Source organism: Bacillus cereus group sp. BfR-BA-01350, assembly GCF_022663775.1.
GTDB lineage: Bacteria > Bacillota > Bacilli > Bacillales > Bacillaceae_G > Bacillus_A > Bacillus_A paranthracis.
Genome location: NZ_JAKUGD010000010.1, coordinates 143,900 through 162,896, shown reverse-complemented (window position 1 = coordinate 162,896; position 18,997 = coordinate 143,900). Strand labels below are relative to the sequence as shown.

The window sequence follows — 18,997 nt, the reverse complement described above, 5'->3', positions numbered from 1 at the left end:
GGAAGTCCCTCATCTTTTTTATGCATTCTTACCTTTTTCTATCGCTTGTTCGTACAGATTTTTATGTTCTTTATATTCACTTGGCACAAAATTCTTATAGAAGAATGCAAGCCAACTGTCTCCTTTTTTATATCCTTCTTCTCTAATTTCTGCTGCTTTTTTATTTGATTTAAATCCTTCAATAAACCATTTCTTTAACGATTCATTTTTTTCATATTTAGCAGGAACTTTCAAATCATAGTTTTCAAATGCATACTTATAGCCAGCCTTTTCTACTGCTTTTTTTGTAGATTTATAACCCTTTTCATAAGCTGTTTCATACGCCTTCACGTACACATCTTTCTCTCTATTTCCAGGGTTCTTTCCGGCTAATTCCTTACCTGCCTTTTCCCCTAGTTCAGCTTGCTCTTTTTCAATTTTTTCTGTTCTTTCTTTATTCCCTACTTGGAAACCTTCTGCAAAATTCGGCTTAAACTCTGGAGCAATTTGACTATCTTCCATCGTCTCTTGTGCTAAACCTTGCTCTTTTCCTTTTTCAAAATGCGTTTTCTTCTGCTCTTCTAAAGACCAAGATGCAGCATAAGCAGTTTTGAATGCTTCTTTATATGTATCTGATTTCCCAGCTAAATGTGATTCCGCATCATTTTTTCCTGCTTTAAAATCAGTCTCTCCACTTTTTTGTCCCTCAAACTGCCCTTTTTCCATATCAGCTTGACGCTGTGCTTCCTCTCGTTTACGTGCCTCTTCTGCTTTTCTTTGCTCTTCCGCTACACGCTGTCTTTCTTCTTCAGCTTTACGCTGCGCCTCTGCGGCACGTTGTTTTTCAGCTTCAGCATTGCGCTGCGCTTCCGCTTGTCTTTCAGCTTCTACAGCACCATTATTATTTTGACTAGGAGCTGGACTTATTGCACCACTACTAGAAGCTGGCTTATTGTGATAATGATATTCCCCGTACTGCAATCCCCATTTTTCACAATTTGTACGACACGTATGTCCCCCATTAGCATCTGTACGTCCTGGATGCGCATAGGCTGAAATTGGAGCTACCAATAACGCTACACTTGTTGTTAAAAGAAGTTTCTTCACCTGTTGTTTCACTCTTGTTCCTCCCAAAACCTTGAATTCTAACTTTATTATACATAAATAGAAAAATACTTAAATACCAACTAAAATATTCTATTATTTCTCAACATTAGTAAAAAAGAAGGTCAACTCTTTAGAGAGTTGACCTTCTTTTTTATTTCTTCGCCTTTGTTCCTACTAAATCACCAGCAACAACATAACGTTTAGAATTATCTTTTACAGATACACATGTAATAAGCGTTATCTCATCTTTCCCATGATCTTCAACAACCTCCCATTTATCAGGAGTTACTTCAGATACACCAGTAACCGCATATTCATATTCGTTTTCATTATCATACAAATAAATTTTATCGCCTTTTTTTAGAGACGCTATATCACTAAATAAAACACCTTTTTTAGACATGTTATGTCCTGCTAATGCATAATTCCCTTTTCCCATTACTTGATTTTCTTTTACTGTTGCTGCACCTGATAATAGGTTTTTCTCAGTAGAAGACTTTAAAACAGGAAGTTCTAATGAAACACTCGGAATCGAAATACGACCAATTACTTGTTTCTTATCTAAAGATGCGTTCGCTACTTCTGCCAAGTCTGGTTGATTAATTTTTGAAGCATCTACAAATTCCGTCTCATGTTTTTCATAATCCATTTTTTGAACAGCCTGTACATTTTCAGTCTGTTTCTTTTCAGCTTGATATCCATCATAAAATGGTTTGCCGATTAATACACCACCTACAACAAATAGGAGGATTGCTACTATACTATAAATTCTTTGCTTATTCATATACAATTCCTTTCCGTTACAAAATCTTACTCTATTTAAAATGATAAGATAATATTGCTATATGTACAAGTGTAAGCTGAAAAGAAACCTTCTTGCTGATGCAAGAAGGTTTCTTTTTAAGCGATTTTATTTCGATATAAAGATACGTGGAAAATTGTCATTTGAATAAAGAAAATACTAAATGCAATATATATTGGATATGCAGGAACATATAGATTAGCAATTGGAGAAAGCGTTAAAAAACCAACCGCACAAGGCAACACGTACCATAGTGACATAAATGTAGTACGACAAGCCTTTTCTGTAATCGCCTTTTCCCGCTCGTCTTCTTGAGGAAATAACAGTGGAAACATCCAATATGATAGCTCTTTATATTTTTTCTTTTGAATTTTATAAAGAACAGTCGATACAATACCAAATATTAAAAGCAATCCTATTGGCATTAAACTCACCGAAACTTCAAATGGTACCCTCTTCGTTTGAATAAAATTAGCAACTTCGATAGTAAAATAATACAACTCAATAAATGCCCAACCTGCTAATACCATTAAGAGTACATTCAACATATAGGAAAATACAAGTCTATTCATCCTCTTCCCCCTCCTTATTTAAAACAAACACATCTTCCATCTTGAGCTCGAACACATCGCAAATCGTAAGCGCTAATAACAATGAAGGAACATAATCCCCTTTTTCAATTGCCGCGATTGTTTGTCTCGTCACTCCAACCTTTTCTGCTAATACACTTTGCGAAAAATTAAATCGAGCTCTTAATTCCTTCACTCTATTTAAAATGGTCAAATTTACCACCTCTCACCATCATTGTATGCTATCCTTAACAAAATGTAAACTCAACTTAACATTGTTTTTATAAAAAATCCAACTCTACGTATTGTAAAGTTGGATTACGTGTTAGTTTAAAATTGTAACTTTAACGATTTTTCTTCCCCATTGACTAGAAGACCCTTTATCAGGCATTAACACATCAATTCTGTTACCTTTAATCGCTCCACCAGTATCTGCTGCAATTGCGACTCCATAACCTTCAACATTTACAGTTTTACCTAATGGAATAACTTTTGGATCTACAGCAATTAATTTCATTCCTGGATTTGCAGTTAAATTATAGTGTCCCCATGCAGAGAATACTTGTTGACCTGGTGCATAACCATTTTCCGCTGGATCAGCTGTATAAGCTGTAGCTTCTACATAAATTTCTTTCCCACCAGCAGTTGGCTTAGGAGATGGTTCAGGTTGTGGAGGTTCTACCTTCGAATTATTATTAGTAACTGGTTCAGCTGGTTTATCAGCTGGTTTACTAGCTTTTGCTTGCTTTTGCTTTTCAGCAATTTCCGCTTGCGCTTTCGCTAAAGCTTCTTGCTCAGCCTTTGCAGCTGCCTCCGCTTTTGCACGCTCTTCTGCTGCAATTCTTGCTGCTTCTTGCTCACGAGCAATCGTTTCTTGTACTGCCTTCATGTTTGATTCGATTTTAGCCTTTTCTTCTGCAGCTAAATTAAGTTGGCTTGCAACCTGATTATATTTAGCTTGAACTGTTTGTAAGTTAGCTTGACGCTTTTTCAAGTTATCTTGCAAATCAGCTTGTGCTTTTGCTAATTTTTGTTTGTCTACTACTAAAGATGCTTCTTTTTCGTCAATTGTTTTCTTGTCTGCTTCAATTTGACGAAGATCTTGTTCCTGTAGACGTAAAATTTCTTTATCAGCTTCTAAAATAGTAGAAACTGCGTTCATACGTTGTAAGAAATCTGCAAAGTTTTTTGACTCTACTACAACTTCTACTACTAAACTTGTATTTGAACTGTTTTGAACAGAAACCATACGTTTTCTCATAATATCTTTACGAGCAAGGACTTTATCCTCTAAAACGACAATTTCTTCCTTTTTTTGCTCAATCTGCTTATGTGTTTCATCAATTTTACGTTGAATAGCAGCTTGATCCTCTTTATTTTTTGCAATTGTATTATTTAAATTATGTAGTTCGTTTTCGATACCTTGAATTTCTTTACTAACAGCTTGCTTCTCTTGCTCTTTCTTTTGCATTTCTGCATCGTTTTGCTGCAATTGCTGTTGCATGTTGTTAAGTTTCTCGTCGTTTGACTCTGCTTTAACAGCGACTGTACTAGAAAGACCTATAATTCCTGCTAATACTAGACTACTGATTCGCTTAAAATAGTTCATAATCCGACTCCCTTCTTATACAGTTATACATGATTTATTTTACAGTTTGTTTACAATACCATTAAATACAGTTTATTTTTCATGACGAAAAAAAGGGAATTATGCATAAAATGTAATAGATTCTTAAATATTTAACAATTCCTATATTTAAAAATTATAAAAGATGCTAAAATCCAAATATAGAGAAAATATAACTTCTAAAGGCGGTTGAAATAAATATATGTTTACTCAAAAGAAATCACTCCAACATAAAATTGATCAATTAGAAAGTCGTATACAAGAACTAGAAGCAGAATTAAAACAAAAGGATATCGAACAACAAGAGACTATTTCTTCTATCCACGATCGTGTACAAAGCGTTGTTCAAGAGCATCAACTTGTAAATAACCAGCACAATACACTTCAAAATTTAGTTCAACAATTAAGCTCATGTTTCGAAAATGTTTCAACGCGTACGACACATTCCAATGAATTAAATAATGAAATGTTACAAAAAGAACAAAGCTTAATTCAATCTATTGAAGAAATCATTGACTGCTCTAATGAAGGAAAAGAATCTGTTCACCGTTTACTTATTGTAATTAACAAATTAGGCGAACAATCTCAACGTACGTCTAATAGTATGAATCATTTAAGTGAACGCTCAAAAGAAATTGAGCAAATTGTAGAAGTCATCCAAAACATTGCAGCACAAACAAATTTACTTGCTTTAAATGCAAGCATTGAAGCTGCACGTGCTGGTGAACACGGTAAAGGATTCGCTGTCGTTGCCAATGAAGTAAGAAAATTAGCTGAAAGTACAGCTGAAAGTACAAAAAACATTGGCAACTTAACGAAAAAAATTCAAGAAGAAATTGAAAAAGCATACGATAATACAAAAGATAATTTGCATTTAGTCGATGAAGGTGTAGAAATGAGTGCCGATACAAACGCTAGAATTGAAAATATTTTAATTATGATTCAAACGTTACAAAACGGTGCTACTAATGTTATTAAAGCTATTGAAAACCAAAAGTCTTGTAATGATGATATATTACGAGAATTCGCTACTACACAACAAATGTTCCAAAAGTTAAATACTACTATTATGAATCACATTCATGATGCTGAGAAAGTCGATGTTCAATTAACGAAAAGTCTTGAAGAAACAGCAGTTTCTCATTAATAATAAAAATCCCTTATACTGCTATAAGGGATTTTTATTATATTTCGAATATTTATTTCTTCTCAATATTCATCCGTATCTTTGTTATAATGGACAAGTTGTTTCTTTCGACTATTAAACAAGGAGGTTATTATGGAACAATTTTACTACATTTTAAAATATTTAATTCTTGGTCTGTTCCAAGGACTAACAGAACCGATTCCGATTTCTTCAAGTGGTCACCTCGTTTTAGCACAGCATTTGCTAGGACTAAAAATCGAAGGGTTTAGCTTTGAACTACTTGTTAATTCAGCTTCATTATTAGCTGTATTACTTATTTATAGAAATGATTTAATTCGTCTAACGAAGAATGGTCTATCTTATATATTTACAAGAGCAGAAGATGCAAAATCAGATTTCTTCTTTATTATTTATCTTGTTATTGCGACCATTCCAGCAGGTGTTATTGGTGTTTTATTTAAAGATTACATCGATCAATACTTAAAAGGTGTGAAAATGGTTGGGATTTCCCTTCTTATTACCGCTGTCGGTCTTTGGATTATTAGAAACTTGCGTGGACGTAAAAATGATGGCGACCTTTCTATGAAAGACGCAATTATTGTCGGCCTAGCACAAGCTTGCGCACTAATTCCTGGAATAAGCCGATCCGGTGCAACAATCGTAGCAGCGATGTTACTTGGTATGAAGCAAGAAACGGCTCTTCGTTTCTCATTCTTACTATATATCCCTGTTAGCTTAGGTGGTTTATTACTAAGTATTACAGACATTGCAAAAGATCCAAACCTAGATACACTATTCGTACCATATATCGTTGCATTTATCGCAACATTTATCATGACGTATATTTCATTAAAATGGTTTATGAACATTATGGCAAAAGGAAATTTAAAATATTTCTCTTTCTATTGCATTATCGTAGGTGTACTTACTCTTATTTTCTTATAAGGTGAAACTTACAAATCAAAAAGCGAGTCATTCTATTACACTAGAACGACTCGTTTTTTGATGCATATACTTTCTTTTCTTGACAATACAAACGAATAACATGTTTATTTTGTTGAAATACATCATGCGTTAGGCGGATAATAATAAAATTTCGTTTTATTTGATCATCATGAACAAAAATCTGTTCTCCCTCTTGAAAACGCCATGCACTTTCAAAAGTTGTAATATGATCCCCACTTACAGAAAAAAGCTCATATCGCATATTTTGTACCCTCTCTCAACTTATAATAATCATAATATCATTATATTAAATTTAGTATAACTTAATTCCGTTGAAATTTGTAATTTTTTCTATTTCGAAATATTTTAATTTTGTTTTACGCTTCTTTTAACGTTATAATGATAAACGAATTTTCATTGAAAGGAGCTACATTTTGACTGCATATATATTTCCAATAAAAACAGCATTTATTTTATTTCCTATTTTAGCAATGTTCCTCTTAATACCTTTTTTAATATTTAACTACCGAAAGTACGGTTATTTAAATAAATGGCGTTCATTTATTTTGTACTCATTATTACTTTACTTATTAAATGCCTATTTTCTTGTGATTTTGCCGTTACCACAAACATATGATACTTGTAGCCTACAACCGGCTAATACACAACACATGCAACTATCACCATTTTATTTCATACAAGAAATTAGTAATCATACTTCGGCAATTTTAACGAAACCAGCTACTTATTTCTACCTATTAAAAGAATCTGCGTTTTTACAAATAGCATTTAACGTTCTATTAACCGTTCCATTCGGTATTTACTTACGGTATTATTTCCGACGTAGTTTCTTACAAACAATTTGTATTTCTTTTTGTCTTTCACTCTTTTTCGAGCTAACACAAGTGACTGGACTATACGGTATATACAATTGTGCGTACCGCTTATTTGATATAGACGATCTGTTTTTAAATACATTAGGCGGCGTAATCGGCTTTATCATTGCACCAATTTTTACGTACTTCCTTCCGAAAGCAAGCGAATTAGATAGTCATATTGATTTGGAAACGAAACCAGTCGGATTCGTTCGTCGCTTTATCGCGATGCAAATTGATTGGATTTTCTTATCCATCGTTGTACCTGTCATTAAAAACAAAGGAAATTCTTTCTTTGTTTCTAATATTCAATCTTACACGAACATATACGAACTCATTTTCATAACGTGTTCGATCTTTATTTACTTTATTATCATTCCATACTTTACGAATGGAAAGACAATCGGTAAAGCATTGCTTCGTATTTACGTGAAAGGACAATCAGATCGTATTACGTTGAAGGAACTATTCATCCGTTATGGTATATTCTATTTCGTTTTAGGTGGAATCAATTATATTCTTTCTAGTAGCTCTATCTTAAATCTTAAAGAGCCTTTAGTATTAGTAGTTATATTATTATTCCAACTCGTAATTAACGGTCTATTTATTATTCATGTTTTATTACATGTATTTAGTCGTGATAAGTTACTATTTTACGAGCGAATTAGTCAAACAAGAAATGCGATCATACTAAAAAAAGCTGACAAGTAATACTTTGTCAGCTTTTTTTCATAATCGTAAATAACTTTTCTGTGTAAGGATTTGAAAACATTTCTGCTTCATCTAATAATTTCCTCACCTTTAGAAACGAATGCAATTCTGGATATATATTTTGTAATTTTTCATACGTTAACGTATGCATTTTCCCCCAATGCGGGCGTCCTTCATACTTTAGAAAAATTTTCTCCACCTCACCAAAATAAGCAGCATACTTCATACCTTTATACATATGAACAGCTATATACGCAGAATCTCTTCCATACGCTGGACTGAGCCATATGTCATCCCTTTTCACATAACGGCATTCAATTGGGAAGTGTACTTTATACTTTTTCTTTTCAATAAGATTTGAAATTTCTTCTACAACGGCCTGCATATACTTTGAAGGAACACTATACTCCATTTCATAAAATGGAACCGCACGCGATGTAGCAAATACTTCATAACTCGGACCAATTATTTTTGTATTCGGTACAGCTTTAGCAGATAATCGACTTACTCCTTTACTTATAGAAGGAAACCATTTACATCCTTTAGATAACAAAGAAAACATCTTATTTTCTAGTAACTCTACCTTTAGTTTATGCCATTTCAAATCACTTTTTTTACCCGTTGTTTCGTTTGTAACTTTCACTTGCACTTCATCTGAATAAGGAAAAACAAAAAATTCAAAGTGGCGATTCTTCTTATATTCTTCTAGCTTGTTCATTACAGTAGATAATGACTGTTTTTCACTTTTATAAACGAGTGAATAGGCTGGAATAACCTTCAGTTTTATTTTTACAATGATACCTAACATTCCAAGCGACAACTGAAAAGCTCTCCAATATTGTACATTCTCCGTTTCCGAACAAACTATACTCTCACCTGTAGATAAAACTGCCGTAATCTCTATAACTTGTGTTGATAAACTTCCAAAGGTAATACCCGTTCCATGCGTCCCCGTACTAATTGCTCCTGCAATAGATTGCGAATCAATATCCCCTAAATTTTCTTGCGCATAACCTTTTTCCTCAAGTAACTTCCCTAGCTCATGTAACTTTGTTCCTGCCCATACTTCGGCAACCATCTTCTCTGCATCAACATTCACAATACCTTTCAATTCATCTAAAGAGACTAAAATTTCTTCCGTCTGCACAAGAGGGGTAAACGAGTGTCCTGAACCGACAACGCGAATTTTCTTCCCTTCTTTTCGTGCAAGCTCTATAACTTCTACTACATCTTGTATACTTTCTGGATACATCGTATAATGCGGTGTTCCTTCTACATTCCCTGTCCAATTTCTCCATTTTTGTCCCTTTATAGAAAGCATTGGCCATCCCCCCGATATGTTGAATACTCCCCAATAATCTCTCCTTCTTTCACACGATATAAAAACGGAAACCGCTCACATAATTCTCCAGCTTTACTATGGCGAAACAAGATACAATCTCCTATCTCTACTCGTTCCTCACCGTTATAGAAAATCGGTGTTTGCACTTCACCAGCGCCTTCTAAAGCTAATAGTTTTGCACCACCCGGCCTCCAAATCTCAGGTTCTTTATCTTTCCCAATTGCGCCTGAGGCAATATATCCGCCACCTAGACAAGTGTAAATTGTTGGGGCTGGTTTACGCACAACTGGTAAAGCAAATCCGACAGCCGGATGAAATTGCACCTCTTTATAATAATCAAACAGCTTCGGGGCATAAAAAGCCGAACCTATTGTAATCTCTGAAACTGAATGATCTTGCTCAGTTGTTTTTATACTTCCTGTGCCTCCCCCATTTACAAACCTTAGTTCAATACCTAGATTTTGTATTTCTTTTACGATATGTCCTCTTCTTTCTTTAACTTCTAACACTGATTTCTTTTTTAAATATGAAATCACTTTACTTTTCGCTCGTTGATTCGGTATGTGATCTCCTACCCCAGCAATTTGGGCTTCATATCCCATTACACCATCTAGTATTAAAAATGATGATTCTTTCAACCTTTTTACTATTTTCAAAGCACCTTGCACATCTTTTACCGGTGATCTTTTGACCCCAAAATGGAACTTAAAAAAAAGACTACTCATATCAATATCTAAGCAAACACGAAAACATCCTTTAGACTTCTCAGCAATTTTTTCTAAATAAACAATATGATCTTCACAATCCACCATACAAGTTATAATGAGCCCTTGCTTTGTTAGCAAACTTATTTCATGTAACGCTCTTTCATCATAAGCAGGATATCCGAGCAATAAATCATTGAATCCTTGTTCAATTAAAAACAAAGCTTCCCTAGGTGAAAAACACATGATACCTTGAAATCGATCACTTGCAGCCAAAATCTTTTGCATAACCGGAACAGAACGTAACGATTTACTCGCTATACGAATCTTCTTATTGCCACTTAATTCTATAATCAATTGAATATTTCTATCTAAAGCTACTTCATCCAAAAATGCACACGGTAATGGAACTTCTTTAAAAATTCCTCGATCCACATTTTTTCTCTCCTCTTCTCTATATGTCTTATACATATTGGAAAGAAAGTTGGAATCTCCTCTACAAAATAAAAAAGTTTCTTCCTATTTAAGAAGAAACTTTTTTAGGACTACTTCATAGAAATAGTTGCTGCTACTGGATAATGATCAGAATAATCATCATACGTATATTTTTTGAGCCATGATGTAACAGTCCACTGTGGAGATTTCGGTTGTAACACTTTATTCTCTACAAATGACGGGTTCGCATGGTCTTTACTTGCAATAATATAATCTAAATACTCGGCAGGGCTATCAGGGAAATTATATTTTGCAATACTGTTTGTCGTTGCCTCCCAAGTTGCTGTATGTCCTGTATAAGATGGAATAGAAGCGTGCAATGTTTTGAACATTGATGCGTATTCTGAGTCACTATTGTTCTCAGCATTTATTTTATTCACATTCATATCACCACCAAATAGGACGTACTCGTCATTTGGTATATTTTTATTTTTAATAAAATCTTGAATTTCTTTTAACTGGTTTGTACGTACAGATGCAGGTGAAGTTTTTCCGCACATACTATCTTCAGCCTGCAAATGCGTCCCAATTACATGAACGAAACGATCATTTTTCTTAATTTTCGTGTATACAAATCCTTTATTCGATAAATTATCCGGCCCGCATCCATTTGCAAATACATATTGAACCTTTTCAACGATCGGCCATTTGCTCACAATTGCAACGCCCCCATCTTCAGGAGTTGAAGATGAATAACTACCTAACGTTTTATCCCATTCATTTCCGTTACTACGACCTAATACAGCTGTTTGATTTGGGTATTCTTTCTTCAAATTTCCTAAAAGGCGATCTGAAGCACTATTATCAAACACTTCATTTAATATGACAATGTCTTGATTCTTAATATAATCTGCCGCCCCAATTAAATCAGCACGCTCACTTTGTCCCCAATTCGGATATAAGTTAGTTGATAGCATGTACACGTTATGCGTCATCACTTTCAAAGTGTTGTTTTGATCTGTAGACGTATCTGCTTGAGCTGAAGATCCTCCATATAAAACTCCTAAACCAATCCCAAAGCTAAGTACACCTTTTAGCAATTTACCTTTCACGTTCCATACCTCCATGTGTATATTAATAAAAAGGTCAAATACTCTATTGTGAGATTTGACCTTTTTTAAATCCTTAACGATCTCCGTACGTATCAAACCAAAGCTGAATGTATCCAGCAGTAACACGTTGGGCATCCATTAATCGCTTACCTGTCATCGGTGTAACTTCAGCACGCCATTTATCTGCATATTCTTGTGACACAGCTGCTTTTACGAACCAATCTTTCGTATTATCATTTACAATTCCAGAGTAATCTTGTTTCGCCACTACTGCCGCTCCATGGATCCAATCTTCTGGATTTGTACCTTTCCAATTCCAATATCCATTTCCATCCGTTACTTTATAATTATCTTTTATCGTATCTACAAAGTTTTCATATTTAGAATGGAATCCTTGTGGATACGAAAGATTTGTAAAGTTTGCTGCATGCATCGGTTGGTTTACATCTCCTAAATAATGAAGAGATAATCCTAAATAGAAGAATGCTTGTTTCATATCTTTATTTTTATATGATTCACCAGCTAATTTAAAATATTTAGCTCCAGTTTCTTTTGCCTGCTTTGCAAATGGAATATATGTTTTTCCATTGTCTGGATCATAGAAATGTGAAGCAAATGTGCTATTATCATAATAAGGATTTTCATAGTCAGCAGCATAAATACCGTTCTCTAACTCCGTACGCCATTCATTTAATTGTGCAACTCGATCTTGTTTTACAAGTGTTGTATTGCGAGACATAATATCAATCGCACGGTTTACAATCCATAAATGAGAATTTACACCTTCTTTATGTTTATCTTCAGCAGACCAGCGGTGAACTATTTTTATTTTACTTCCCCCATCGTTTTCATGAGCAAATGCAACGCTTTGTAACGGAGCTACTACTGTAATAGCTGCTGCTAAAGCAAGTACTTTCTTTTTCATCTGAAATCCTCCATTTTATAATCGAATTATTGTAAACTTTTTGTTAGGATCCTATGATGTCGTCCGGTTAACCTATGACTAGAATATCCCACCTTTCACGAAATTTCTATCACTAAATTAAAATATGCAGATTTTCATATCATTATAACTTTATACACAGTGAATATAATGAATGAATACACTTTCATTTTAATAAACTATTATTAAGGCTTATCTAAACTAATGTAAAAAAAGAGTAAAGCATCCACATGCTTTACTCTTTTTTTCTATTCGATAATATACTCGGCAGTTGTACATTAACTGCCAACTTATGAATAAATCCAAATACTAATCCAATCCCAATAAATATGTATAAGATTGTAAATATCTTTCCAAAGTCAGTTTGCGGACTAAAATTAGCATCACCGACAGTCGTCAACGTAACCACACTAAAATATAAAGCGTCAAGAGGACGTAATCCTTCAACTGTACTATAAAAAATCGTACCAGATGTTAATGTTAAAAATGTTAATACGAATAATACTTGAAATTCTTTATCTTTCCACGCTCGTAAACAAGCTTTTAGCATCCGTTTCAATGTCAACATAAATGAAAGCATTAGACTTCCCCTTCCAAACAAAATACCTGTAGTTACAGGAAAGTCTATCACCTTTCTGTATAGAAAAAAAGTAGCCCTCTTCTATTTCTAGAAAAGAGCTACTTTTTACTATTCTATATTATTTAGGTGAAACAAGAATTTTCACTTGTGTTTTATCTTTTACAAGTGCTTCAAATCCTTCTTCAACAACTTGATCCACTGTGATTTTTTTCGTAATTAATTTCTCTGCTTGAATTTGACCAGAGCTAATTAATTTAATAACAGCTGGGAAGATATGACGGTATCCTAAAATACCAACCACTTCTTTTTCTTTTAGTACAAGATTGTTTGGAGTAATTGTTGCGTCTTTTTCCCATACACTAACAATTACAGTTTGTCCTTCGAAACTTGTACTTTCAATCGCTTGACGAAGTACTACTTCAACGCCTGTTACTTCAAAGCTCACATTTACACCTAAACCATTTGTTAAGTTACGAATTTCTGCTAATACATCTTGAGTAGCTGGATTTAATACGTAATCCGCACCTGCTAATTTTGCTAACTCTTGACGCTCTTTAGAAAGTTCAACTGCAATAACAGGAGTTGCTCCTGCTGCTTTAGCTGCTTGGATAACAAGAAGTCCAATTGGACCACAACCAAATACTGCTACTGCTTCCCCTTCTTTTAATTTACTTTGACGTACTGCATGAACCGCTACTGCTGCTGGTTCTACAAGAGCACCTTGTTCATACGTCATTTCATCTGGAATATGGTGAACCATATCTTCTGGTACTACTGTATATTCAGAGAAACCGCCGCCTTCTCCGCCAAGACCGTGGAAAACAAGTTGTTCACAAACATTGTAATGTCCATGTTTACAAGCTTCACATTTACCACAAGAATAAATTGGTTCTACAACGACGCGGTCTCCCACTTTATGAGATGTAACACCTTCACCGATTTCAACTACCTCACCGCTAAACTCATGACCTAAAATAACCGGTGCTTTTACATGTGTTAATGGATGCTCTTCTGTCGGAATAAAAATAGGTCCTGCTAAATATTCATGCAGGTCTGTCCCGCAGATACCACACCATTTAACTTTAATCTTAACTGCTCCTGGTTTTACAGTTGGTTCTGGTACTTCTTCTACTCTTACATCACGTTGATTATGCCAAAGTAATGCTTTCATTTTATACATCCCTCTCTATGTATATACTTAACCTGGTGAAGTTTACAAATCTATTATAATACTTCTATCCATATATTTCAAAAAAACAATCTCATTTCCACTAAATTTTAACAAATAACGTTCAATATTTTGTCACTTTGTACTTTTTTCCACATCTGTTAATTCAATTTCATTGCGGTTGAAATTAGCATTATGCCATAATAGCATAGGAGAGGTGAATATCGCTTGAAATATTTTATTTACTTTATTGTTATCGTAGCGTTTCTAGATACATTTTCACAATTACCTATTATGAGTACGTTCGCTCAAAGTCTTGGAGGATCCCCTCTTATTATTGGGCTAGTTGTCGGCATGTACTCATTTGCTAATATGATCGGTAATATTATTGCTGGCGCTGCTGTCGATAAATTTGGTGCAAAAAAAATACTTTATATAAGCATGGGACTTACGAGTTTCATAGTCTTGTTATACACTGTTGTTCAAAGTGGTGAACAACTATTAGTTGTGCGCTTTATGCATGGCTTTAGTGACGGATTTTTAATTCCTGCTGCCTTTACGTTTTTATCAAAACAAACAAATGTAGCAAAGCAAGGTAAGGCAATGGCTCTATCTGGGGCTGCAGTTGGAACAGCGGCAATTGTAGGACCTGCTTTCAGTGGGATTATGAAAGCAACTGCCGGTATAGAGTGGGTGTTCATTACCATTTCTATTTTAATGGTTCTTGGTACAATCGTATCTCTCTTCTTCTTACCAAATAACGTATCAAGAAAAGATACTTCAAGAACACAAATGATGAACAAAGAAGATATGTTTGAACTATTGAAATCAGAACCTTTATTACAGGCATATATTGGTGCTTTCACACTCATGTTTTCACAAGGAATTGTCACGTATATGTTACCAGTGAAAGTTGAGGCATTGGCACTTAAAGCATCTACAACAGGCATGATGTTAAGTGTATTCGGCATTACCGCTATCCTCTTCTTCTTACTGCCAACAAATCGTATTTACGATCGATTTAATCGTTCAAAACTAATGTTAATTGGTATTGCAGTAATGGCATTAGCATTATCTTTACTTGGATTATTCGCAACAAAAGGCATGCTCTTTATCGTTATGATGATTTATGGCATTGGATTCGCTATCCTTTTCCCATCGATAAACGCATTACTGGTTGAAAATACGACAGATGATAAACGTGGAAAAGCATTCGGATTGTTTTATGCTTTCTTCTCATTAGGAGTTGTTGCTGGATCCTTTACAGTTGGAGCAATCGGGGCATCCCCTAGCGTCAGCTTCGTTATTGGAACTGCATTCTTATTAACATTTGCCGGTATGATTTACGTAAGAAGCAAAGTAAAAGGCAAAGACAAAATAAAAAAGACAATGATAGGATAATTCCATCATTGTCTTTTTTTAATGATAAACTTCTATTCAACTTTTAACTTTCAATAAGCCGTATTTAATAAACAAAATGGCATTATATTTTTCATAGAGATAATACAATGGATAACAAAACAAGAAGAAAATAAGTACAGTTGGTACATCGTCTATAATAGAAAAATACTTTACTAATAATTCCTTAATACTCTCTCCAATTATAATAAACAGTGGGATTATACAAATTGCTGCTAATATTAAGCACGGTGTGATCCTCATTTCTTTTAGCCTCACTTTACAATGTGGACACCTGAATGAAAAAGGATGCGGGAGATCCATAATATGTTGCGCAGTAATATTCCCTTCACACTGTGGACATTCAATTACTTCTTTCATTTTACTCACTCCTTTCTATTCATAAAAAGAGCACTATCCAAGTAGCGCTCTTTTATTGCCGAATATATTACTTTTGTGTATAGCCAAGTAACAATGTAAATAAATTAAACTGTAAAGGCAATACTACATTTCTTCTTTTACAAAAAAAGTGTATCAATACCAACGATACTTCGACAATTTCCTCGGAAATATTTCCTTTCCCTACATAATTTGATACACTACATATAAACAGACACTTGTATTACATAAGCTAAAATAATAACTTACTGTACAAATTCAAAAGCACATTCTTCATATGAAGAATGTGCTTTTCTGTTATTAACGTTTAATCCAAACAGCGCCTGCTGATTTATCCTCTGCCTGTCCAACAACTTGGAATTTAAGTCCAAGATTCGGAACTTTTCTTCCTGCGTCTGCAATTTGTTTGTTACTATATACTTTTGAATCATCAAAAGTTGTAACGCCTTGTAATCCAGAATAGTTAAACTGTCCACGTGTTAATGAATTTACACTCCATGCTGGTGTTTGATCAAATGAAAATGCTGCGTCTGCAATTTGCATACCTGTATTACCGTAAGTTGGTTTTCCGTTTAAATTGCCAACAAGTGCCTCTGGATGCGAATCTACAACACCAAGGAATCCTTCACCTGGATGCACCCCAACCCAGTTATCTTTAAAGCTATCATCTGCATACCAAACGACAAGACCTGTATTATACACTGGACCTTTTCCTGCTTTTAATCCATTATCTGACCCTGCATAATTTCTCCACTCTAAGTAGTAATAATGAGCTTTTTTCTCTGTCCCATCAGAAACAACAAAACCATTTACATTCATTTTAGCTGTTCCTTCTGCATCATCAGAAAATACTACTTGTCCATCAACTGTTACATTTACATTGTCCATCGCAAAACCTTTATATGTTACAGCCGGATCTGTAATATAGTCGAATTGTAGTTTCACTTTTTTCCCTTTAAATTGACTTAAATCATATGATTTATCAATCCATTTTCCATCTGTTGTATCTTTATCTCCTTGGACTACTTTTTCTCCAAGTCTATCAATTAATGTTTTCGTTCCATCTTCTGTTACTGCATGAACTTCAACAAAATCGCACTCTGCTTCTAACTCATAATTTGCTTTATAATCAAACTTTGCATTTGTTCCTTTTGTTAAATCAAAGAACGGTGTTTCTAATGTTGTATGCATATCATCGCCTCTTGTACTATAATATGCATGCTTTCCAAACTCCGGTTTAATCGTTTCAACACTTTTGCCTGGTAAGTTAACACGTACAACGCCTGGACGATTTGATTTCGTAACACTTTGATCAATATATGTAGGAACTCCTACACCACGCTTAATTTTATCATAATCTACTTCTAAAATTTTTGCCCAGTTGCCCCCCATATTCTTTTGTAAGAAATCTTTATTTTGTGGTGAAAAACTAGTTGGCTCTGTTCCTGCAATTTTCCCTGTCCAACTACCTCCACTCATTAATGACCAAGCTTCGACAGGTGAACCAGTTCCAGTATATTTCGTATCATATTCATCTGGTAAGCCAAGATCATGTCCAAATTCATGCGCAAATACACCTACTGCTCCATCTTCTGGTTCAATTGTGTAATCATGTGCTGCTACTTTGCCACCAAAGTAATCTACCTTTGATTTTGTCCCTTCAATTGCTACTGGATCTATTGCTAATTTTGAACGATGTGACCAAATAGCATCATCGCCTAATTTACCACCACCAGCTTCTTGACCAACACCAGCATGGATTACCATTAAATGATCAATTACACCGTCAGGTTCATTTTGATTTCCATCACTATTTGTATCATATCTATCAAACTGATCAAATTGAGATAAATCTAAACCTTTCTCAGCAGCTGCATGTAAAGCTTCTTTCACTAAATCACGTGCGCCTTTTGGACCTTTGTTATCATGACCACTGCTACCATCAGCACCGTAGTCAGATGCTTTTCCTGGAACAGTTAACCATTCTGTTACATATCCATCAGTCGTATAACTACCGCCAGACTGCTCTTCATAATATTGTTTAAACGTTTTTACTTTTGAACCATCAAATAATGTGTACGGCTCATTACCAAATAACATCTTTTGATAATGCTCTCTACTAAAGTCATTCGAATACATATACCCTGGTGTTTGATCGATATTATTATGTTTATAATCACTAAATTCAACGAGTAATACTAATACTTTATCCGTTCGAACAGACCCCTTATATGGCGCTTGCTTTGCTTTAGATGTTGGAACTTGTCCATTCAATTGTTTTTTATTTGGTTCAGGCTTTTGCTCAGAGCTAACATTTTTTTCAGGTTTCTTTACTTTCTCCTTTTCTTTCATTTTTTTCTCTTTTACTTTTTTCACGAAATCAGATGCCTCTTTAGCAGTATCCGCTGGAAGAATTTCTTTATTTGCCTGATCTCCTTGTTTCTTTTCAATATATTTCTCTACAGCCTTTTTCGTCTCTTCTTTAGAAGATGCTGGATTAATTGTTCCTCTTTCTTTCAGCGCTTCCGCTAGACGATCTTCTTGAATTAAATTGTAATCAATTGGTGTTGTAGACACATTTTCTTTCTCTTTTGCTGGCGTTTCTGCATACGCTAATGGAGCACTCATTACAGATGTACATCCGATAATTGCCGCAATTGCTAATGACGATAACACTTTAAGTGGCGCTTTTCTTCTCATTCTATTTCTCTCCTTTTATAAAACTTAAAATTCAGATAAGGTGAAACTTAAATCAGTGGGGGTTTTCTTCATCCCCCACTGATTATTAGTTGAACCAATCGGACTTTTATGGGCAGTTGATCCCTCACCTAACTTTTTTGCTTTCGCTGAATTTTGAGGTGGGGGTCTTACTGCCCATTAAAGTGGGATAAATAAGTGCATTTAAATCAAAAGCTCTACTTTCTGCCCTCCCTATATAAAAAGGCATAATTCTATAAACATTAAGCTTTCTGTTATAGAATCATGCCCTCCAGTTTTCTGGTCAGACTCTCTATCTGTCTATATCAAAATATGAAAAATAAAGAGTGATTTGTATATATTAAATAGTTTATATAACAAATTTAAAAGACAATATGCAAAATTGCATGAAAATTCTTTTAAATGCAAAAAAAGAATCCTAGTCACTTAAACTAGG

17 protein-coding genes and 1 pseudogene are annotated in these 18,997 nt (G+C 34.5%); 4 read left to right on the top strand and 14 right to left on the bottom strand.

Annotated features, from left to right (window positions below; all coding sequences use genetic code 11):
* Nucleotides 1–18: 18 nt before the first annotated feature.
* From MR147_RS20475 to MR147_RS20455, 5 genes are all read right to left on the bottom strand, one after another.
* Nucleotides 19–1,098, bottom strand: coding sequence for a YHYH domain-containing protein (locus MR147_RS20475; protein ID WP_242304659.1), 1,080 nt, complete (start codon nucleotides 1,096–1,098; stop codon nucleotides 19–21).
* A gap of 139 nt (nucleotides 1,099–1,237) precedes the next feature.
* On the bottom strand, nucleotides 1,238–1,870 hold the full coding sequence (locus MR147_RS20470; RefSeq protein ID WP_001041721.1) for a class A sortase: 633 nt from the start codon (nucleotides 1,868–1,870) through the stop codon (nucleotides 1,238–1,240).
* Nucleotides 1,871–1,986: 116 nt separating this feature from the next.
* Nucleotides 1,987–2,460, bottom strand: a complete 474-nt coding sequence (locus MR147_RS20465; RefSeq protein ID WP_001081111.1) for a hypothetical protein — start codon at nucleotides 2,458–2,460, stop codon at nucleotides 1,987–1,989.
* On the bottom strand, nucleotides 2,453–2,671 hold the full coding sequence (locus MR147_RS20460) for a helix-turn-helix transcriptional regulator (protein ID WP_000154009.1): 219 nt from the start codon (nucleotides 2,669–2,671) through the stop codon (nucleotides 2,453–2,455). Before MR147_RS20460 ends, MR147_RS20465 begins: the two co-directional genes overlap by 8 nt.
* A 111-nt stretch (nucleotides 2,672–2,782) precedes the next feature.
* A complete protein-coding gene (locus MR147_RS20455; protein ID WP_001105811.1) occupies nucleotides 2,783–4,066 on the bottom strand; it encodes a 3D domain-containing protein in 1,284 nt (427 codons plus the stop codon).
* Nucleotides 4,067–4,697: 631 nt separating this feature from the next.
* Between MR147_RS20455 and MR147_RS27280 the strand changes: the two are divergent.
* Together MR147_RS27280 and MR147_RS20445 are read left to right on the top strand one after the other, a co-directional pair.
* Nucleotides 4,698–5,231, top strand: a pseudogene (locus MR147_RS27280) (methyl-accepting chemotaxis protein); the annotation flags it as partial.
* 132 nt (nucleotides 5,232–5,363) lie between these two features.
* Nucleotides 5,364–6,176, top strand: coding sequence for an undecaprenyl-diphosphate phosphatase (locus MR147_RS20445; protein ID WP_000434782.1), 813 nt, complete (start codon nucleotides 5,364–5,366; stop codon nucleotides 6,174–6,176).
* A gap of 40 nt (nucleotides 6,177–6,216) precedes the next feature.
* Here MR147_RS20445 and MR147_RS20440 read toward each other — a convergent pair whose 3' ends face one another.
* A complete protein-coding gene (locus MR147_RS20440) occupies nucleotides 6,217–6,438 on the bottom strand; it encodes a hypothetical protein (protein ID WP_074607345.1) in 222 nt (73 codons plus the stop codon).
* A 172-nt stretch (nucleotides 6,439–6,610) separates the two neighbouring features.
* On the opposite strand from MR147_RS20440, the gene MR147_RS20435 reads away from it, so the two are divergent.
* Complete coding sequence (locus MR147_RS20435) at nucleotides 6,611–7,762, top strand: VanZ family protein (RefSeq protein WP_074607346.1); 1,152 nt, start codon at nucleotides 6,611–6,613, stop codon at nucleotides 7,760–7,762.
* A gap of 7 nt (nucleotides 7,763–7,769) precedes the next feature.
* On the opposite strand, the gene MR147_RS20430 is transcribed toward MR147_RS20435, so the two are convergent.
* From MR147_RS20430 to bdhA, 6 genes are all read right to left on the bottom strand, one after another.
* Nucleotides 7,770–9,083 carry a D-arabinono-1,4-lactone oxidase gene (locus tag MR147_RS20430; RefSeq protein ID WP_074607347.1) on the bottom strand — a complete coding sequence of 438 codons (1,314 nt, stop codon included), beginning with the start codon at nucleotides 9,081–9,083 and terminating at the stop codon, nucleotides 7,770–7,772.
* On the bottom strand, nucleotides 9,071–10,243 hold the full coding sequence (locus tag MR147_RS20425; protein WP_074607351.1) for an amino acid deaminase/aldolase: 1,173 nt from the start codon (nucleotides 10,241–10,243) through the stop codon (nucleotides 9,071–9,073). The genes MR147_RS20430 and MR147_RS20425 overlap by 13 nt, the downstream gene beginning before the upstream one ends.
* Nucleotides 10,244–10,353: 110 nt before the next feature.
* Complete coding sequence (gene sph / locus MR147_RS20420; protein ID WP_242304658.1) at nucleotides 10,354–11,370, bottom strand: sphingomyelinase C; 1,017 nt, start codon at nucleotides 11,368–11,370, stop codon at nucleotides 10,354–10,356.
* A 58-nt stretch (nucleotides 11,371–11,428) separates the two neighbouring features.
* Nucleotides 11,429–12,280, bottom strand: a complete 852-nt coding sequence (cerA, locus tag MR147_RS20415; protein ID WP_000731013.1) for a phospholipase CerA — start codon at nucleotides 12,278–12,280, stop codon at nucleotides 11,429–11,431.
* A 253-nt stretch (nucleotides 12,281–12,533) separates the two neighbouring features.
* Nucleotides 12,534–12,878, bottom strand: coding sequence for a potassium channel family protein (locus MR147_RS20410; RefSeq protein WP_000948234.1), 345 nt, complete (start codon nucleotides 12,876–12,878; stop codon nucleotides 12,534–12,536).
* Between the two features lie 118 nt (nucleotides 12,879–12,996).
* A complete protein-coding gene (bdhA, locus tag MR147_RS20405) occupies nucleotides 12,997–14,049 on the bottom strand; it encodes a (R,R)-butanediol dehydrogenase (RefSeq protein WP_000645822.1) in 1,053 nt (350 codons plus the stop codon).
* A 225-nt stretch (nucleotides 14,050–14,274) separates the two neighbouring features.
* Here bdhA and MR147_RS20400 point away from each other — a divergent pair, with 225 nt between their 5' ends.
* The gene (locus MR147_RS20400) at nucleotides 14,275–15,447 is read left to right on the top strand and encodes an MFS transporter (RefSeq protein ID WP_074607354.1); all 1,173 of its coding nucleotides are present in this window, start codon (nucleotides 14,275–14,277) and stop codon (nucleotides 15,445–15,447) included.
* A 36-nt stretch (nucleotides 15,448–15,483) separates the two neighbouring features.
* Here the strand turns inward: MR147_RS20400 and MR147_RS20395 are convergent, their stop codons facing one another.
* Entirely contained in the window at nucleotides 15,484–15,825 is a 342-nt protein-coding gene (locus MR147_RS20395; RefSeq protein ID WP_061131319.1) for a hypothetical protein, read from the bottom strand.
* 318 nt (nucleotides 15,826–16,143) lie between these two features.
* The gene (gene inhA2, locus MR147_RS20390) at nucleotides 16,144–18,543 is read right to left on the bottom strand and encodes a M6 family metalloprotease immune inhibitor InhA2 (RefSeq protein WP_074607356.1); all 2,400 of its coding nucleotides are present in this window, start codon (nucleotides 18,541–18,543) and stop codon (nucleotides 16,144–16,146) included.
* Nucleotides 18,544–18,997 lie beyond the last annotated feature (454 nt).

Excerpts from the sequence above, each read along its gene's own strand:
- MR147_RS20465 (WP_001081111.1), bottom strand. The coding sequence starts at position 2,460 with ATGAATAGACTTGTATTTTCCTATATGTTGAATGTACTCTTAATGGTA.
- MR147_RS20440 (WP_074607345.1), bottom strand. The coding sequence starts at position 6,438 with ATGCGATATGAGCTTTTTTCTGTAAGTGGGGATCATATTACAACTTTT.
- bdhA (WP_000645822.1), bottom strand. The coding sequence starts at position 14,049 with ATGAAAGCATTACTTTGGCATAATCAACGTGATGTAAGAGTAGAAGAA.
- MR147_RS20430 (WP_074607347.1), bottom strand. The coding sequence starts at position 9,083 with ATGCTTTCTATAAAGGGACAAAAATGGAGAAATTGGACAGGGAATGTA.
- MR147_RS20395 (WP_061131319.1), bottom strand. The coding sequence starts at position 15,825 with ATGAAAGAAGTAATTGAATGTCCACAGTGTGAAGGGAATATTACTGCG.
- cerA (WP_000731013.1), bottom strand. The coding sequence starts at position 12,280 with ATGAAAAAGAAAGTACTTGCTTTAGCAGCAGCTATTACAGTAGTAGCT.
- MR147_RS20445 (WP_000434782.1), top strand. The coding sequence starts at position 5,364 with ATGGAACAATTTTACTACATTTTAAAATATTTAATTCTTGGTCTGTTC.
- sph (WP_242304658.1), bottom strand. The coding sequence starts at position 11,370 with ATGGAGGTATGGAACGTGAAAGGTAAATTGCTAAAAGGTGTACTTAGC.
- inhA2 (WP_074607356.1), bottom strand. The coding sequence starts at position 18,543 with ATGAGAAGAAAAGCGCCACTTAAAGTGTTATCGTCATTAGCAATTGCG.
- MR147_RS20455 (WP_001105811.1), bottom strand. The coding sequence starts at position 4,066 with ATGAACTATTTTAAGCGAATCAGTAGTCTAGTATTAGCAGGAATTATA.
- MR147_RS20410 (WP_000948234.1), bottom strand. The coding sequence starts at position 12,878 with ATGCTTTCATTTATGTTGACATTGAAACGGATGCTAAAAGCTTGTTTA.
- MR147_RS20470 (WP_001041721.1), bottom strand. The coding sequence starts at position 1,870 with ATGAATAAGCAAAGAATTTATAGTATAGTAGCAATCCTCCTATTTGTT.